The sequence below is a fragment of the Planococcus sp. APC 3906 genome (assembly GCF_030407685.1).
Taxonomy (GTDB): Bacteria; Bacillota; Bacilli; order Bacillales_A; family Planococcaceae; genus Planococcus; species Planococcus koreensis.
Window position 1 is genome coordinate 1 of the sequence record NZ_JASDCW010000045.1, and the last position, 16,733, is coordinate 16,733.

Genomic DNA, 16,733 nt, shown 5'->3' on the forward strand with positions numbered 1-16,733 from the left:
AGACAAGTCTGGAAATAGCATCCTGCCAGCAGTCATATTCCTTGTATCTCTGTTGTCTGCGTTATAACCTTAAGAAAAATCGAAAAGGATGGGGTAGGTTATGGCTTCAATCTATGATTATGAAGTGAAAAAAGCAAATGGGGAAAAAGAATCACTCGCCAAATACAAAGGCAATCCGTTGATAATTGTCAACACTGCCAGCAAATGCGGCTTTACTCCCCAATTCGAAGATTTGGAAAAGCTCTACGAAAACTATAGAGGCCATGGGCTGGAAATTTTAGGCTTCCCAAGCGGCCAATTCAACGACCAGGAATTCCATAACCAAGATGAAATCATGGAATTTTGCAGAGCCAATTACGGTGTGACTTTTCCGATGTACGCAAAAATAGATGTAAAGGGAGAGACCGCAGATCCATTGTTTAAATACCTTGTCTCTGAGCAGAAAGGAATGCTGACGGAAGGCATCAAATGGAATTTCACCAAGTTCCTAATAGATCGTGAAGGCAATGTCGTAAAACGGTATGCGCCTCAAACCCCTCCGGCAAAAATGGAAGAAGATGTGAAAAAGCTGTTGTGACAAGTATTCGGAATACTTTTTCTTCTTCTTGTTTTCTTGACACTGCATAGCGCCGCTGATAACCTTACAATAATATTCAAAAGGAAGCAGGAGGAGCCTCTATTATGTGGGAATCAAAATTTGTAAAAGAAGGTCTAACGTTTGATGATGTTTTGCTTGTACCAGCCCAGTCGGAAGTACTGCCTAAGGATGTAGATTTGTCAGTGGAATTGACACCGACAATCAAATTGAACATTCCTATTATCAGCGCCGGAATGGACACTGTCACAGAAGCGAAGATGGCTATCGCGATGGCGCGCCAAGGCGGCCTGGGCATCATCCATAAAAACATGAGCATCGAAGAGCAAGCTGAGCAAGTGACAACAGTAAAACGCTCAGAGAATGGCGTTATCACGGATCCGTTTTTCTTGACTCCCGAGCATCAAGTCTATGATGCAGAGCATTTGATGGGCAAATACCGCATTTCAGGGGTTCCTGTCGTCAACAATATGGAAGAACAAAAACTTGTCGGCATCATCACGAACCGCGATCTCCGTTTTATCCAGGATTATTCATTGAAAATAAATGATGTAATGACAAAGGAGAAGTTGGTTACCGCTGCCGTGGGGACGACTTTAGAAGACGCTGAGAAGATTCTGCAGCAATATAAGATTGAAAAATTGCCAATCGTCGACAATGAAGGCATCTTAAAAGGCCTCATCACCATTAAAGATATTGAAAAAGTCATTGAATTTCCAAATGGCGCGAAAGATGCACATGGCCGATTGCTTGTCGGTGCAGCAGTCGGAGTGACTTCCGATACAATGAAGCGTGTCGAGCATTTGGTGAAGGCACACGTTGATGTCATCGTTCTTGATACAGCGCACGGCCATTCACAAGGCGTTATGAACATGGTGTCCCAAATCCGTGCGACTTACCCGGAATTGGTTATTATCGCAGGGAACGTCGCTACTGCGGAAGGCACGAGAGCATTGATCGAAGCGGGCGCAGATGTTGTCAAAGTCGGTATCGGGCCAGGCTCGATTTGTACGACGCGCGTCGTTGCAGGAGTCGGGGTGCCACAGATTACTGCAGTATATGACTGTGCAACAGAAGCCCGCAAGCATGGCAAATCGATTATTGCAGACGGAGGCATTAAGTACTCGGGCGATATCATCAAAGCCTTGGCAGCCGGAGGCCACGTCGTCATGCTGGGAAGCTTGCTTGCTGGGACAACGGAAAGCCCTGGAGATACAGAAATTTTCCAAGGCCGCCGCTTCAAGACTTACCGTGGCATGGGTTCAATCGCTTCGATGGAAAAAGGTTCAAAAGACCGTTATTTCCAGGACGAAGCCAAAAAATTGGTTCCGGAAGGCATCGAAGGCCGCTTGCCATACAAAGGCCCGTTGTCTGATACCATCCATCAATTAATCGGTGGAATCCGCGCCGGCATGGGGTATTGCGGAACGAAGGATCTTGTAACGCTGCGTGAAGAAGCTCAATTTATCCGGATGACCGGAGCTGGGCTGCGCGAAAGCCACCCGCATGATGTGCAAATCACAAAAGAATCTCCAAACTATTCTATTTAACCAATCTTGTACCTTTTGGCACCCTAATTCGTCATTAATTTGACGGAAAGGGTGCTTTTTACATGTTTTTCTTTCAGGACCTGTATAATATGATAGAATAGCATGTGGAAACTTATAGATGGAGGTATTTATACACGTGAAAAATGTTTTACAAACAACTATGTTGCTGACTGTAATGGCTGTACTCTTACTGACTATTATTGTTCCGCAGAAAACAGAAGCGGCGGATTCATTGAACATAATGGCGGATGCTGCAATTTTGGTCGACGCTGACTCTGGAAAAATATTATACGCACAAAATGCGGATGCTCCCCTAGGGATTGCCAGCATGACAAAAATGATGAGTGAATACCTTTTGTTTGAAGCAATTGAAGAGGGATCTGTAACATGGGACCAGGAATACTTGGTAACAGATTATACATATAAGATTTCGCAGGATATGACTTTGAGCAATGTGCCTTTGCGCGCTGAAGAAAAGTACACAATCAAGGAATTATACGAAGCGATGGCTATCTATTCGGCAAATGCCGCGACAATTGCAATCGCTGAAACAATTGCCGGCACAGAAGCGGAATTCGTTCGTTTAATGAATGAAAAGGCAAAAGAATTCGGTTTGGATGATGCGAAATTCGTCAATTCAACCGGTTTGAATAATGCCCATTTAATGGGAATGCATGTTGAAGGAACAGGGGCGAATGATGAAAACGTCATGTCAGCCAACTCTGTAGCGAAATTGGCCAAAATCCTTTTGGATAAATACCCTGAAGTTTTGGAAACAACCAAAATTCCGAACAAGGTTTTCCGTGAAGGCACTGAAGATGCAACAAACATGTTGAACTGGAACTCAATGCTTCCTGGAATGCCGTATCCATATGAAGGTGTAGACGGTTTGAAAACGGGCACGACTGATTTTGCCGGCCACAGCTTTACAGGAACGGCTAAGCGCGGCGATACACGCCTCATCGCAGTCGTGATGAAAGCCGTTGACAACGAAGGAGCTGGTTCATATAAAGCTCGATTCGATGCGACGCGTGCGTTATTCGATTTCGGTTTCTCCCAGTTCACGACAGCTGAAATCATTCCTGCAGGCTACCAGTTTAAAGGAAATGAAACCTTACCGGTAACAAAAGGCAAGGAAGATGAAGTGAACATCGCAGTGAAAGAGCCCGTGACAATGGTTGTCCGGACAAGCGAAAAAGACGATTACACACCTGAATTGGTGCTGGATGAAGCTTTGATGCAAGACGGCAAAATTGAAGCGGCAATCGACAAAGACAAAGTAGTCGGAACTGTGAAGCTTGCGATGAAAGAAGGCACGGATTACGGTTTCCTTGACGAGAAATCGGATGCGATCCAAGTCGTAACGACTGAAAAAGTGGAACGCGCTAACTGGTTCTCACTGTCCATGCAGGCTGTCGGCGGTTTCTTCGGAACGCTATGGACAGGTGCACTTGATTTTGTAAAAGGGTTATTCTAATAAAAAGCGGGCCATCACAAAGATGGCCCGTTTTTTTATGCAATTTTCCAGCATTCCATAAGCTTTGCAATGCCTTCAGTGATCTCTGTTTCCGATAATCCGCCGAAACCGAGGACGATTTGAGGCGGCACAGCAGTAGTTGCGCGGACATCGTAGGAAGACAAACCGAAAACGCGTATTTTTGAACGTTTGGCCAGTTCCACAAGCTCTGTTTCCGTTAAAGGGGTTTGGACGGTCAGTACAATGTGCATGCCAGCTTGTTCGCCGGAAATTTTGACCGCTGGCGCGAATTCCTGCAACGCGGCTGTCAGGTGCTCCAATTTCTTCTTGTACAGCTTGCGCATGCGGTTCAAATGGCGTGAAAAATGCCCATGCTCCATGAATTCAGCTACCAGCTGCTGGTCAATCCGCGGGACGGAAGACGAATAATGGAGAAAGGTCTGCTGATAGGCGCGCAATAAGCTTTTCGGCAGCACCATATAGGCGATGCGCAAAGACGGCATAAGCGATTTTGAAAATGTGCTGAGGTAGATGACACGGCCGCTGCGGTCCATGCTTTGCAGCGCTGGAATCGGCCGGCTCGTATAGCGGAATTCGCTGTCGTAATCGTCTTCGATGATAAAGCGCTGCGGCGCGGCTGCGGCCCAATTGAGGAGCTGGGCCCGTTTGGTGGCGCTCAGCACGGCGCCAGTTGGGAACTGATGCGATGGCGTCACATAAGCGATGTCGACGTTCAGCGCTTCCAGTTCTGAAACGCTGATGCCGTCCTCTTCGACGGTAACGGGCACCGCTTTCCGGTCATAATGGTCAAAAATACTGTGCGTCAGTGCATATCCCGGATTTTCGAAGCCGAATAAAACCTGTTTATCCAGCAAACGGATAAGCAATGGCATCAGCTGTTCAGTACCAGATCCAATGATGATCTGGTCGGTGTCGCATAATACGCCTCGGGAAGCGAAGAGGTAGCGGGCGATTTCCCGGCGCAATGATTCGTCCCCTTGCGGATGACCGGACAACAGCAAACCATGGTTCATTTCATCCAGCACTTCTTTGGCGATTTTCCGCCATGTTGAAAATGGGAAAGATTGCGTATCGATTTTCGCGGGATTGAAGTCGAATGTGTATTCCACCGGCGCTGCCGCTGCCTGCGGTTCATCCTGCTGCACGTCCAGATAAGCCAATTCCTCTACAGGCAGCGCATAAAACCCTTTCCGTGCGCGCGACTCGATAAAGCCTTCTGCAACCAGCTGGCTATAAGATAATTCAACTGTCGTCTGGCTGATATCGAGAAATTCGGCGAGCTTGCGCTTGCTTGGCAATTTAGCGCCGACGGAAATTTTTCCCGAACTGATGGCATGTTTGATTTCGCTGTAAAGCTGTTTGTATAAAGGCGTTGAATCGGTGCGCTGAAGTTGAAACATGAGCATGTCCATAGGTATCCATCTCTCCTGACCCTGTTTAATATAGTGGAACTGATTCTTTTTATGTGGTCACTTTCCATTATACTAAACTTATTAACCGATAGGAGGAATTTCAATATGAATCAACACGGTACAGATCGCGTAAAAAGAGGTATGGCTGAAATGCAAAAAGGCGGGGTGATCATGGATGTGGTGAATGCGGAGCAAGCGCGCATTGCCGAAGCTGCTGGTGCTACAGCCGTGATGGCATTGGAGCGTGTTCCTTCGGATATCCGCAGAGATGGCGGCGTGGCACGGATGGCAGACCCGCGCATCACTGAGGAAGTTATGCGGGCGGTGTCGATTCCGGTGATGGCGAAAGCGCGGATCGGGCATATTGTGGAAGCGCGTGTGCTCGAAGCGATGGGTGTCGATTATATCGACGAAAGCGAAGTGCTGACGCCGGCCGATGAAGAATTCCATTTATTGAAAGCCAATTATACAGTGCCCTTCGTCTGCGGCTGCCGCAATTTAGGCGAAGCGGCACGCCGCATCGGTGAAGGGGCTTCAATGCTGCGCACAAAAGGCGAGCCTGGGACCGGCAATATTGTTGAAGCCGTACGCCATTTGCGCCAAGTCAATGCTGAAGTGCTGAAAGTGGTGTATATGAGCGAGGATGAACTGATGACCGAAGCCCGCAATCTTGGCGCATCGTATGAATTCCTTCGTGAAGTGAAAAACCTTGGCCGCCTGCCAGTCGTCAATTTTGCAGCCGGCGGGATTGCAACGCCTGCAGATGCGGCATTGATGATGGAACTTGGTGCTGACGGGGTGTTCGTAGGATCGGGCATTTTCAAATCGGAGAACCCTGAAAAGTTCGCGCGTGCGATTGTTGAAGCGACGACCCATTACCAGGATTACCGTTTGATTGCGGAGCTTTCGAAAGATTTGGGCATCGCGATGAAAGGCATCGAGATTTCAAAGATTGCTGCAGGAGAGCGCATGCAGGAACGGGGCTGGTAAACATGCGGATCGGAGTTCTTGCGCTGCAGGGCGCTGTCCGTGAACATCTTCGCTCAATTGAAAAATGCGGGGCAGAAGCGGTTGCTGTCAAATGGCCAAAAGAGCTGGAAGGGTTGGATGGCTTGATCTTGCCAGGCGGCGAAAGCACGACGATGCGCCGCCTGATTGACCGCTATGGATTGATGGAACCTCTGCGTGAATTCGCGGCCAGCGGAAAACCGATGTTCGGCACTTGTGCCGGCCTGATTCTGCTTGCAGGTGAAGTGATGGGCGCAAACAAGCCGCATCTCGGTGTCATGGACGTTGTCGTGGAGCGCAATTCGTTCGGCCGCCAAATAGACAGCTTTGAAGCGGATTTGCAGATTGCGGGCTTGGATAACCCGTTCAATGCGGTATTCATCCGCGCCCCGCATATCGCAAGCATCGGCCCTACCGCTGAAGTGCTGTGTGAGCATAACGGCAAAATCGTCATGGCGCGCAGCGGCCAATTTCTTGGCTGCTCGTTCCATCCGGAATTGACGGACGACCACCGCATCACGGAATACTTTATTGGCATGGTACGCGAGGCGGTAAAGGCTCCCTTGCCAAATTAATGAATATATAGTAAAGTATGATTAATTTAAAAGAAGAAACGTTGATGGGGATCAGTAAAGCGTGTGTTTTTCCAAAGAGAGCCGGTGGTTGGTGCGAACCGGTGAAAAACGCGTTTGAATCCACCCCGGAGTTGCATGGCGAAAAAAGCCATTGCCGGTTTTAATGCCGTTATGTGATGAAGAGGATCGGCTTTTTTTGCCGGTCAATCAGGGTGGCAACGCGGGTAGCTCTCGTCCCTTTACCAAGGGATGAGGGCTATTTTTGTTGTCTTTTTTCCGTCAGCGAAACGATTTAGAGGAGGAATACTTTATGTTGGACATTCGATTTGTACGAGCCAATTTTGAAGAAGTGAAAACGAAACTTGCAAAACGCGGAGAGGATATTTCCGTATTGGACGATTTTGAAGGCCTGGACTTGAAGCGCCGGGAATTGATTGCCCAGACGGAGAAATTGAAGGCGGAACGCAACGAAGCAACACAGAACATTGCGTTGATGAAGCGCAACAAGGAAAATGCGGATGATGCGATTGCGAAGATGCGCCAAGTCGGCGAAGAAATCAAAACGATCGACGACGAATTGCGCGACGTAGAAGAGCGTCTGAATTACATCATGATGCGTGTGCCAAACATTCCGCATGACAGCGTACCGGTAGGCGATTCTGAAGACGACAATGTCGAGATTCGTACATGGGGCGACAAACCGGAATTCGATTTCGAAGTCAAACCGCATTGGGACCTCGGCACCGATTTGAACATCATCGATTTCGAACGCGCCGCCAAAGTGACCGGCAGCCGTTTCGTCTTTTACCGCGGCCTTGGTGCACGCCTGGAGCGCGCATTGATCAATTTCATGATGGACCTGCACCAGGAAGAGCATGGCTATGAAGAAATGCTGCCGCCTTACATGGTCAACCGTGAAAGCTTGACGGGCACGGGCCAGCTGCCGAAATTCGAGGAAGATGCTTTCCTGATCGAGAAAGAAGGCTATTTCCTGATTCCGACATCAGAAGTGCCAGTGACGAACTTCTACCGCGATGAAATTCTGGCAGCTGACATGCTGCCGCAGGCGTTTGCTTCATACAGCGCGAATTTCCGCTCTGAAGCGGGTTCTGCAGGCCGCGATACGCGTGGCTTGATCCGTCAGCATCAATTCAATAAAGTCGAGCTGGTGCGCTTTGTAAAGCCGGAAGATTCTTATGATGAGCTGGAGAAATTGACGGGCCATGCGGAGAAAGTGCTGCAGCTTTTGGGCTTGCCGTACCGCGTCTTGAAAATGTGCACCGCTGACCTTGGCTTCACTGCTGCGAAGAAATACGATATCGAAGTATGGATCCCGAGCCAGGAAACATATCGCGAAATTTCTTCTTGCAGCAATTTCGAGGATTTCCAGGCACGCCGCGCGAACATCAAGTTCCGCCGGGAAGCGACTGGAAAGCCGGAATTCGTCCACACACTCAATGGAAGCGGGCTTGCTGTCGGCCGCACGGTCGCAGCGCTTCTTGAAAACTGCCAGCAGGCAGACGGCACGATTGCCATCCCTGAAGTATTGCGCCCCTATATGGGCGGCAAAGACTTTATTACACGTTAAAAGAAACAGCCGGAAAGCACGATGCTTCCCAGCTGTTTTTTATTTTTTGCAGAATGGGTAAAGAAGGAGACGGACTTCGGAAAGGGAGTGGCAGGATGGAACATCTATCAATCCATACAAATGGCATTGTTTTGCATACAGTGGCAGCGGGGCCTGAAGAGGGCCCCCTCATCGTGCTGCTGCATGGCTTCCCGGAATATTGGGAGGCGTGGAAGAACCAGATCGGCCCGCTTGTGGAGCAAGGCTACCGGGTCTTGGTGCCTGACCAGCGCGGCTATAATTTAAGCGATAAGCCTGAGGGGGTCAGCCAGTATACATTGGATCTGCTGCGGGACGACATAGCGGGCTTAATCGAGCAATCAGGCAGAGACCACGCCACCATCATCGGCCATGATTGGGGAGGTGCTGTAGCTTGGCATCTGGCGGCGACAAAACCGCAATTTGTCGACAAGCTGATCGTGGTGAATGTGCCGCATCCGAAAGCGATGCCGCGCGTATTGGCCAAAAATCCGCTGCAATGGGCGAAAAGCTCCTATATGGCCTTTTTCCAGCTGCCGGATTTGCCCGAAAAGGCATTGGCGGCAGATTATTTCAAAACGATGGCGAATAGCCTTGTCACGACCAGCAGGCCAGACACATTTTCACAACAAGACATAGAAGCGTACAAAGAAGCGTGGGACCAGCCAGGCGCATTGACGGCCATGCTGAATTGGTACCGGGCGATACGCCAAGGCAGCATGCTGCAGACTCCGGACCATAAAATAACGGTGCCTGTACGTATTATCTGGGGAGTGGGGGACCAGTTCCTGTCGCCGATGCTTGCGAAGGAAAGCCTGGATTTTTGTGAGGATGGCGAATTGGTATTTATCGGAGAAGCGACCCATTGGGTTCATCATGAGCAGCCTTATATTCTCAATCTGCTGATTGAAAGGATGTTAAAAGAAGAAAAAGCGGCTTTATAGCAGCCGCTTTTTCTTCTTTTTGTTTTCCCGGATCGCCCGGAAAAATTGTGTCAGCAAACCTCCGCATTCGTCGGCCAGCACGTTTTCGGTGACTTCGCATTGATGGTTGAAGCGTTCGTCGTTCAATAGCCGGTAAAGGGAATCGACACAGCCTGCTTTGGAATCGCGTGCGCCGTAGATGACACGCGGGATGCGCGATTGCAGAATCGCACCGGCACACATCGGGCAAGGCTCTAACGTTACGTAAAGGTTTGTATCTTCCAAACGCCAGTTGCCCAGCTTCTGGCAGGCTTCCTGTATCGCCAAGAGCTCGGCGTGGGTTACGGCGTTCTGGCTGGTTTCCCTTAAATTGTGCGCACGCGCAATCACTTCGCCCTTGTGGACAATAACAGCGCCAATCGGCACTTCGCCTTTTGCGGCCGCTTTTTCCGCTTCTTCAATTGCCATTTGCATATAATAATGGTCTTGCTCCATGCCATTCATGATTCATCGCTCCTTAAAGGAAGTGTAGCATCCTGAATCGGAATATTACAGCCCAGCACAGACAAAACGCAAAATAAGGCGTAAAATTAACGGATACGAGCTATAACCAAGGAGCGATTGGATGGTCAAAGAACATAAAAAAGAGACATTGGGGCATTTGATTCGGCGTTTATTCTTTATCTTGATCGGCGCCACGATGGCCGCTGTTTCCATCGAGCTGTTCCTGGTGCCGAACTCCATCATCGATGGCGGCATTATCGGGATCTCGTTGATCCTGGATTATTTGACGCCCGTGCCATTCGGCATCTTGTTGGTCATCATCAATTTGCCGTTTCTGTTTTTCGGCTACAAGCATATCGGCAAAAGCTTTTTCATTTCTTCCATTTTCGCCATTGTAGCGCTGGCGATCATTGAATTTCCTTTGCATCCGATTCCCGGATTCATCGATGATCCCTTGCTGGCGACCGTCTTTGGCGGCATGCTGCTCGGCGCAGGGGTCGGCCTTGTCATCCGCAACGGCGGCGCACTCGATGGCACCGAAATCCTCGGCATCCTGCTGACGCGCAAGCTGCCATTTTCCGTCGGTGAATTTGTCATGTTCGCCAACATCTTCATTTTTACCTGGGCCGGATTTGTGCTGGGCTGGGAACAGGCGATGTATTCGATCCTCACTTATTACATCGCATCCAAAACGATTGATGCGGTCATCCAAGGGCTTGATGATACGAAATCGGTCATTATCGTCTCCGCAGAATACGAAGAACTGGGGGAAGCCATCAACTCGCGGCTGGGCCGCAGCGTCACGAAGCTGCACGGCAAAGGCGGTTTTAAAGAATCGCCGACAGATGTCATTTATGTGGTGGTGACCCGCCTCGAACTCACCAAGCTTAAGCAGATCGTCACAGACATTGACCCGAAAGCGTTCTTGACGATCATGGCGACCCAGGAAGTCCACGGGGGGACATTCAAAGCACCGATCCATTGATGGATGGGTGCTTTTTTCTGCTATTTTTAACGGGGGGTCTATGGTAAAATGAAAAACATTGCAACACACTTGAACAGAAAGAGGGGAACTTCCCATGCCGGTGCCATTTATCACCGTTGAAGGTCCGATTGGCGTTGGCAAAACGTCATTGACAAAAGCGATAGCTGACCAAAACCAATTTCAGATGCTGAAAGAAATTGTTGACGAGAACCCGTTTCTCAATAAATTTTACGAAGACATTGAAGAATGGAGTTTCCAGACCGAAATGTTCTTCTTGTGCAACCGTTACAAACAGATGTCCGATATCCAAAAGAAATTCATCTCGAAACGTGAATCGGTCGTTGCGGATTATCACATCTTCAAAAACCTGATCTTTGCCAAGCGCACATTGGCGGACGCGGAATATGCGAAATACGAATCGATCTACAACATCCTGACTGCAGATATGCCGAAACCGAATATGGTCGTTTATTTGCACGCGAGCCTCGACACGCTGATGGCGCGCATCAAGATGCGCGGCCGCGAGTTCGAACAGATGATCACCCCGGAATACATGGAGCAGCTCGCTGCAGATTATCATGAATACATGGAGCACTTCGAGCGCGAGCATCCGGAAATCCCTGTCTTGCGCGTCAATGGAGATGAAATGGATTTCGTCCAGAATGGAGCGGATCTTGCGCTCATTTTAAGCCGAGTGGACGAAACCTTACAAAAAAGGAGCTTATCAGTATGAATTTACGTGAAAAATACGATATCCCATCCGATGCAGTCATCACGATTGCCGGTACCGTGGGAGTCGGCAAATCAACCATGACAAAAGCGCTGGCGGATGCTTTGCAATTCCGCACATCATTTGAAAAAGTGGACACGAACCCTTACCTGGATCTGTTCTACGATGACTTTGAAAAATGGAGCTTCCATTTGCAGATCTACTTCCTGGCTGAGCGCTTCAAAGAACAAAAGCGCATGTTTGAATACGGCGGCGGTTTTATCCAAGACCGTTCAATTTATGAAGATACAGGCATTTTCGCTAAAATGCACCAGGAAAAAGGCACGATGAACGACGTCGACTACGAAACATACACCAACCTTTTCGAAGCGATGGTCATGACGCCTTATTTCCCGCATCCCGATTTGCTGATTTACCTGGAAGGTTCGCTTGACGACATTCTTGGGCGCATCCAGGAACGCGGGCGTGCAATGGAGCAGCAGACGCCTGTCGATTATTGGGTGGAAATGCACGAACGCTACGAGACATGGATCAACAACTTCAACGGCTGCCCAGTGCTCCGCTTGAATATCAGCGACTACGATCTGATGAACGATCCAGATTGCGCGGAACGCCTTGTTGAGCGCATCGGCAGCTTTATCCAGCAGACTTCCGTTTTAAAAAGATAACGTAAAGCCCGGACACCGCGTCCGGGCTTTATTATTTCCCGGGAAATAATGAGAAGAAGAAAGTGTTTTGCATATTTATTTCGATTCCCGCATATGAAAAAAGAAGGCAGCCCGGAGGCTGCCTTCTTTAGCATGTCGAGAAACTTAGATAGTTGTTTTGAATTTCGCTTCAGACGGACGCTTTCCACGGGCCTGGCTTCAGCCTCCTCGTCGCTAGCGCTCCTGTGGGGTCTTCAGCTCAGGCTTTGCCCGCTGGAGTCGCCGCCTTCCGCTTCATTCAAAGATATTTCTTAATAACGAGTTATTTCTTTTACTGAAGCACATGAAAGATACACTTTCTGCATTTTCTTTCGTGTTATTCAGATATGGAGTAAAACAGCGGAGACGCCTGCGGGAAAGCGAGACAGCCGAGACCCCGCAAGGAGCGAAGCGACTGAGGAGGCTTGGCGCTCGCTCGCGGCAAGCGTAGCTGTTTTGCGGAATATCGGATCTACTAGAAAAAGGATTTACCTTTCTCAAAAAATGCAAGAAGGCAGCCCGGAGGCTGCCTTCTTAAATAATTATGTATCAAAATGTTCAGACATATAAGCTTTAAGAAAAATTCGCTACTTTCGTAACGAATCCAATCTCGAATTTATATGCGCGTAAATTCAAAAAATGGAGGAGGAAGAGGGATTCGAACCCCCGCGGGATTTGACTCCCCTGTCGGTTTTCAAGACCGATCCCTTCAGCCAAACTTGGGTATTCCTCCGTGTAAGACAAGAATTAATTTACCATGAACCGAATATTGCTGTCAACAGTTTCGGATATTTTTTTTGAGCTTCCTGTAAAAAAGGGGTTACTAAAGCCGTTGCGCCGCCATTCTTCGCTGGGTGGGATGTGCTCGTTTTCATTTGGCGGCAATCATTTGAGGCGATTGGAGTTTAACGATTGATTTTTGAAAGGATGTTTCGTATACTAGTTAATGCCGTGCTAGGTGGGAAGATAGCGGTGTCCTGTAACCTGCAATCCGCTTTAGCAGGACTGAATTCCTTTCCTAGGCTGTTTATATGCAGGGTCTGCCTCTCGCACGTAGTGTTGACGTTTGGGTCCTGCGCAATGGAAACCCATGAACCATGTCAGGTCCGGAAGGAAGCAGCATTAAGTGGAACTTTTCATGTGCCGCGGGGTTGCCTAGATCGAGCCAACGACTAGGGTAACGCTTGTGTACAGCAGTCGAAGAAAGGTGCGCGGCATTAACTTTCAAACCCAATCCTGTCCGCAACTATGCGGGCAGGATTTTTGCTGTCTTTTTTACGGACAGCGGGCTTTTCCTGCGGCGGATTCGTTCAGGAAGAGACCTGATTTATGGTATAATGGAGAGACACAATACAGCTTTTACAAAAGGAGAGAAAAACGTTGGCGTATCAAGCTTTTTACCGTGTGTACAGGCCGCAGTCCTTTTCCGAAATGTCAGGCCAGTCGCATATAAAACAAACCCTTCAAAATGCTCTCCTTTACAATAAGACGACGCATGCTTATTTGTTTTCAGGACCGCGAGGCACTGGGAAGACGAGTGCAGCCAAGATTTTCGCGAAAGCGCTCAATTGCGAAATGGCTCCGGTAGCGGAACCCTGCAATGAATGTGCATCGTGCAAAAGCATTACCGAGGGCTCGAACACCGATGTCATCGAGTTCGATGCCGCTTCCAACTCCAGGGTTGAAGAAATGCGGGAGATTATTGAAAAAGTGCGTTTTTCTCCTGCGAATTCGCGTTTTAAAATTTATATTATCGATGAAGTCCATATGCTTTCCAATAGTGCATTCAATGCTTTATTGAAAACATTGGAGGAGCCGCCTGAACACGTGGTGTTCATCTTAGCTACGACAGAACCGCATAAACTGCCCCTGACAATCATTTCCCGCTGCCAGCGCTTTGATTTCAAACGCTTGACGCAGGCGGATATTGTCGAGCGGATGGTGGAAGTGCTGAGCGATGCGGGCATTCCTTATAATGAACATGTGCTGAAAATAATTGCGCAGGCAGCTGCGGGCGGGATGCGCGATGCGCTGAGCCTGCTTGACCAAGTGGTATCGTTCAGCGGAGACGAGATGACTGTTGAAGACGCCTTGCTTGTCACCGGTTCGATCAGCCAGGATATGTTTTATGATATTGCCGAAGCGCTATTGGCGAAAGACGTCGGCCAATCGCTGACGCTTTTGGAACAATTGGTGCGTGATGGCAAAGATCCTGTCCGTCTTGTCGAAGACTTCATCACGTTCTTCCGGGATTTGCTGCTGATCCAAACAGCGCCGGATCTGCACGATATGCTGGAACTTGCTGCGCACGAACCGCGCTTTGAGGAACTTGCGAAGCAATTTGATGCAGCGATGCTGTATTCGTGGATAGACGTGCTGACCAAAACGCAGCAGGAAATGCGTTTTTCGAACCATACAAAGATTTACTTGGAAACCGCGATTTTGAAAATGGTCCAGGCAGATGCACCCGTAGCGGCGTCTTCGGCGTCCGCTTCGCCGGAACTTGAGGCGAAAGTCAATCAGCTCGAACAATTGATCATCCAGCTGCAGCAACAGCTGAAAAACGGGGTTTCCGCCCCAGCGGCAGCCGCTGCTGGCAGCCCGGAAGCGAAACGGCGCCCCCGTTCGCAGAGCGGCTATAAAATTCCGGTCGCCCGTATTCAAGATGTGTTGAAGAATGCGACGAAACCGGATATTCAGGCGCTCAAGACGAATTGGGCGACTGTCATGGGCCAGCTGCAGAAATCACATGCTGCACTGCTCAATGAAGCGGAGCCTGTAGCGGCGTCAGCAGATGCTTTTGTGTTAAAATTCAAGTATGATATTCATTGTCAGATGGCAGCGGATAATCAGACATTTGCCGTCGCTTTCAGCCAACTTTTAGAGCAGTACACCGGCAAAGCTTATGCGCCTGTATTCGTTCCTGACGAAAGCTGGCTGAGAATCCGTGAAGAGTTTATCAAAAGCAACGGATTGAAAGCGGGGGCGGAAGATAAGCGGGCGGAATCTGAAGAAGAGCATCCATTCTCTGCAGAAGGCGAAGTGGCGGAGCAAGATCCGTTTATTGCGGAAGCGGAGCGCTTATTCGGCAAAGATTTCGTCGAAGTCCACGAAGATTAAAATCGATTAACCCAAATTTGAGGAGGAAACAATTATGCGCGGTGGAGGAAATATGCAAGGCATGATGAAACAAATGCAGAAAATGCAAAAAGAAATGGCAGTTGCCCAAGAAGAGCTGGGAACGTTGACTTTCGACGGATCAGCTGGCGGCGGAATGGTCAAAGTGACAGTTTCCGGCCATAAAGAAGTGAAAGATGTCGTATTGGATCCATCAGTTGTCGACCCGGAAGATGTTGAAATGCTTCAAGATCTATTGATTGTTGCTACAAACGAAGCGTTTAAAAAAGCGGATGAACATGCGAATTCCACAATGGGGAAATTCACTAAGGGCTTAAACATTCCTGGCATGTTCTAGGAGGTAAAACAAAATGCATTACCCTGAACCTATTTCTAAATTGATGGAGAGTTTTATGAAACTGCCAGGAATCGGGCCAAAGACAGCGGCCCGGCTGGCATTTTTTGTGCTCGGCATGAAGGAAGATACTGTTTTGGATTTCGCCAAGGCGCTTGTTGATGCAAAACGGAATTTGAGCTTTTGTTCGATTTGCGGCCACATTACGGATGTAGACCCTTGCCATATCTGCCAGGACCAGCAGCGCGATCGCACGACGATCTGCGTTGTCCAAGATCCGAAAGATGTGATTGCGATGGAGAAGATGCGTGATTACACCGGTTTGTATCATGTCCTGCAAGGAGCGATATCACCGATGGATGGCATCGGCCCGGAAGACATTAACGTACCGTCATTGTTGAAGCGTCTGCAGGACGAGGAAGTCAAAGAATTGATTTTGGCTACGAACCCTACTATAGAGGGAGAAGCGACAGCGATGTATATTTCACGCCTTGTCAGACCCTCCGGTATCAGAACCACTCGCATCGCCCACGGTTTGCCGGTCGGCGGAGATTTGGAATACGCCGATGAAGTGACCTTATCCAAAGCGATGGAAGGCCGTCGCGAATTATAAAGAGGAGATAGGCGAGTGTTTTTTAAAAGAGGGAAATTGAGAAGAGAATTTGATGAACAATTGATTCAGCAGTTTCTGGATACGAAGCAGGACTTGGTAAAAGCCCAGACGTTCCAGGCGCTGTCGGCGGATTACGACCAGCGGTCAGAAGCGGAATGCAAGATTTGCGAATGCAAGAACCTGTATCTTCTGAAAGAAGCGCGGATCCGAAACGTCAGCATGAAATGAAAGGCGGCGGCTTTTAAAGCGCCGCCTTTTACAATGTTTACGGCGTGCATATATAGAAGAGATTCAAATATGATACTGCAATAATAATTAAATTGAACTTTATTGAATTAAAGTGTTGACTCTCTTGGGAACATGCTTTAATATAATAGGAGTCGCCAAAAGAAATGCAATCATGAAATAACAACTGGCGTACAAACATGAACCTTGAAAACTGAACAGCAAAACGTCAACGAAAGACGTCACGAGCGCTTCGGCGCGAGAACGGCTTTTGCGAAGCTTGCCGCAAGGCAAACGGAGCAAAGCTTTTCAAACCCAAAGTGTTCGTGGCTTAACTACTGATCAGCATCA

The 16,733-nt window shown here is 48.7% G+C and carries 16 protein-coding genes, 1 tRNA gene, 1 other RNA gene and 1 other annotated feature; of the genes, 15 read left to right on the plus strand and 3 right to left on the minus strand.

All coding sequences use genetic code 11. From position 1 onward, the window contains the following. Positions 1-100 precede the first annotated feature (100 nt). The 3 genes from QMA09_RS16280 to QMA09_RS16290 all read left to right on the plus strand — a co-directional run bounded on the left by QMA09_RS16280 (position 101) and on the right by QMA09_RS16290 (position 3,622). Positions 101-577, plus strand: a complete 477-nt coding sequence (locus QMA09_RS16280) for a glutathione peroxidase (protein WP_290213878.1) — start codon at positions 101-103, stop codon at positions 575-577. Between the two features lie 104 nt (positions 578-681). Continuing rightward, positions 682-2,145 carry an IMP dehydrogenase gene (guaB, locus tag QMA09_RS16285; RefSeq protein ID WP_290213879.1) on the plus strand — a complete coding sequence of 488 codons (1,464 nt, stop codon included), beginning with the start codon at positions 682-684 and terminating at the stop codon, positions 2,143-2,145. Positions 2,146-2,281: 136 nt separating this feature from the next. Beyond that, positions 2,282-3,622 (plus strand): D-alanyl-D-alanine carboxypeptidase family protein, encoded by a 1,341-nt coding sequence (locus QMA09_RS16290; protein ID WP_290213880.1) that lies wholly within the window; start codon positions 2,282-2,284, stop codon positions 3,620-3,622. Between the two features lie 35 nt (positions 3,623-3,657). Here the strand turns inward: QMA09_RS16290 and pdxR are convergent, their stop codons facing one another. Next, entirely contained in the window at positions 3,658-5,055 is a 1,398-nt protein-coding gene (pdxR, locus tag QMA09_RS16295; protein WP_290213881.1) for a MocR-like pyridoxine biosynthesis transcription factor PdxR, read from the minus strand. Between the two features lie 105 nt (positions 5,056-5,160). Between pdxR and pdxS the strand changes: the two genes are divergently transcribed. The 4 genes from pdxS (at position 5,161) to QMA09_RS16315 (ending at position 9,188) form a co-directional block, all read left to right on the plus strand. Further along, positions 5,161-6,045 carry a pyridoxal 5'-phosphate synthase lyase subunit PdxS gene (pdxS, locus tag QMA09_RS16300; RefSeq protein WP_290213882.1) on the plus strand — a complete coding sequence of 295 codons (885 nt, stop codon included), beginning with the start codon at positions 5,161-5,163 and terminating at the stop codon, positions 6,043-6,045. A gap of 2 nt (positions 6,046-6,047) precedes the next feature. Further along, complete coding sequence (gene pdxT / locus QMA09_RS16305; RefSeq protein WP_290213883.1) at positions 6,048-6,638, plus strand: pyridoxal 5'-phosphate synthase glutaminase subunit PdxT; 591 nt, start codon at positions 6,048-6,050, stop codon at positions 6,636-6,638. Between the two features lie 32 nt (positions 6,639-6,670). Then, positions 6,671-6,880 (plus strand) — a binding site (T-box leader). A 68-nt stretch (positions 6,881-6,948) separates the two neighbouring features. Continuing rightward, positions 6,949-8,226: a serine--tRNA ligase gene (gene serS / locus QMA09_RS16310; protein WP_135505539.1), complete on the plus strand. Its 1,278-nt coding sequence runs from the start codon at positions 6,949-6,951 to the stop codon at positions 8,224-8,226. Positions 8,227-8,321: 95 nt separating this feature from the next. Beyond that, positions 8,322-9,188: an alpha/beta fold hydrolase gene (locus tag QMA09_RS16315; RefSeq protein WP_290213884.1), complete on the plus strand. Its 867-nt coding sequence runs from the start codon at positions 8,322-8,324 to the stop codon at positions 9,186-9,188. Here the strand turns inward: QMA09_RS16315 and tadA are convergent. After that, the gene (gene tadA / locus QMA09_RS16320; protein ID WP_290213885.1) at positions 9,183-9,671 is read right to left on the minus strand and encodes a tRNA adenosine(34) deaminase TadA; all 489 of its coding nucleotides are present in this window, start codon (positions 9,669-9,671) and stop codon (positions 9,183-9,185) included. The genes QMA09_RS16315 and tadA overlap by 6 nt on opposite strands. 121 nt (positions 9,672-9,792) lie before the next feature. Here tadA and QMA09_RS16325 point away from each other — a divergent pair, with 121 nt between their 5' ends. The 3 genes from QMA09_RS16325 (at position 9,793) to QMA09_RS16335 (ending at position 12,054) form a co-directional block, all read left to right on the plus strand. Then, on the plus strand, positions 9,793-10,656 hold the full coding sequence (locus QMA09_RS16325) for a YitT family protein (protein WP_135505533.1): 864 nt from the start codon (positions 9,793-9,795) through the stop codon (positions 10,654-10,656). Between the two features lie 94 nt (positions 10,657-10,750). Next, positions 10,751-11,389, plus strand: a complete 639-nt coding sequence (locus QMA09_RS16330) for a deoxynucleoside kinase (RefSeq protein ID WP_135505531.1) — start codon at positions 10,751-10,753, stop codon at positions 11,387-11,389. Next, positions 11,386-12,054, plus strand: coding sequence for a deoxynucleoside kinase (locus QMA09_RS16335; RefSeq protein WP_135505529.1), 669 nt, complete (start codon positions 11,386-11,388; stop codon positions 12,052-12,054). The genes QMA09_RS16330 and QMA09_RS16335 overlap by 4 nt, the downstream gene beginning before the upstream one ends. Before the next feature lie 658 nt (positions 12,055-12,712). On the opposite strand, the gene QMA09_RS16340 is transcribed toward QMA09_RS16335, so the two are convergent. Next, positions 12,713-12,805, minus strand: a tRNA-Ser gene (locus QMA09_RS16340). A 216-nt stretch (positions 12,806-13,021) separates the two neighbouring features. Between QMA09_RS16340 and ffs the strand changes: the two genes are divergently transcribed. From ffs to QMA09_RS16365, 5 genes are all read left to right on the plus strand, one after another. Then, positions 13,022-13,287: signal recognition particle sRNA large type (ffs, locus tag QMA09_RS16345), an RNA gene on the plus strand. A 165-nt stretch (positions 13,288-13,452) separates the two neighbouring features. Next, on the plus strand, positions 13,453-15,192 hold the full coding sequence (gene dnaX, locus QMA09_RS16350; RefSeq protein ID WP_290213886.1) for a DNA polymerase III subunit gamma/tau: 1,740 nt from the start codon (positions 13,453-13,455) through the stop codon (positions 15,190-15,192). Between the two features lie 34 nt (positions 15,193-15,226). After that, entirely contained in the window at positions 15,227-15,547 is a 321-nt protein-coding gene (locus QMA09_RS16355) for a YbaB/EbfC family nucleoid-associated protein (RefSeq protein WP_135505525.1), read from the plus strand. A 13-nt stretch (positions 15,548-15,560) separates the two neighbouring features. Next, positions 15,561-16,157 (plus strand): recombination mediator RecR, encoded by a 597-nt coding sequence (recR, locus tag QMA09_RS16360; protein WP_135505523.1) that lies wholly within the window; start codon positions 15,561-15,563, stop codon positions 16,155-16,157. 15 nt (positions 16,158-16,172) lie between these two features. Further along, entirely contained in the window at positions 16,173-16,385 is a 213-nt protein-coding gene (locus QMA09_RS16365) for a YaaL family protein (protein WP_290213887.1), read from the plus strand. Positions 16,386-16,733 lie beyond the last annotated feature (348 nt).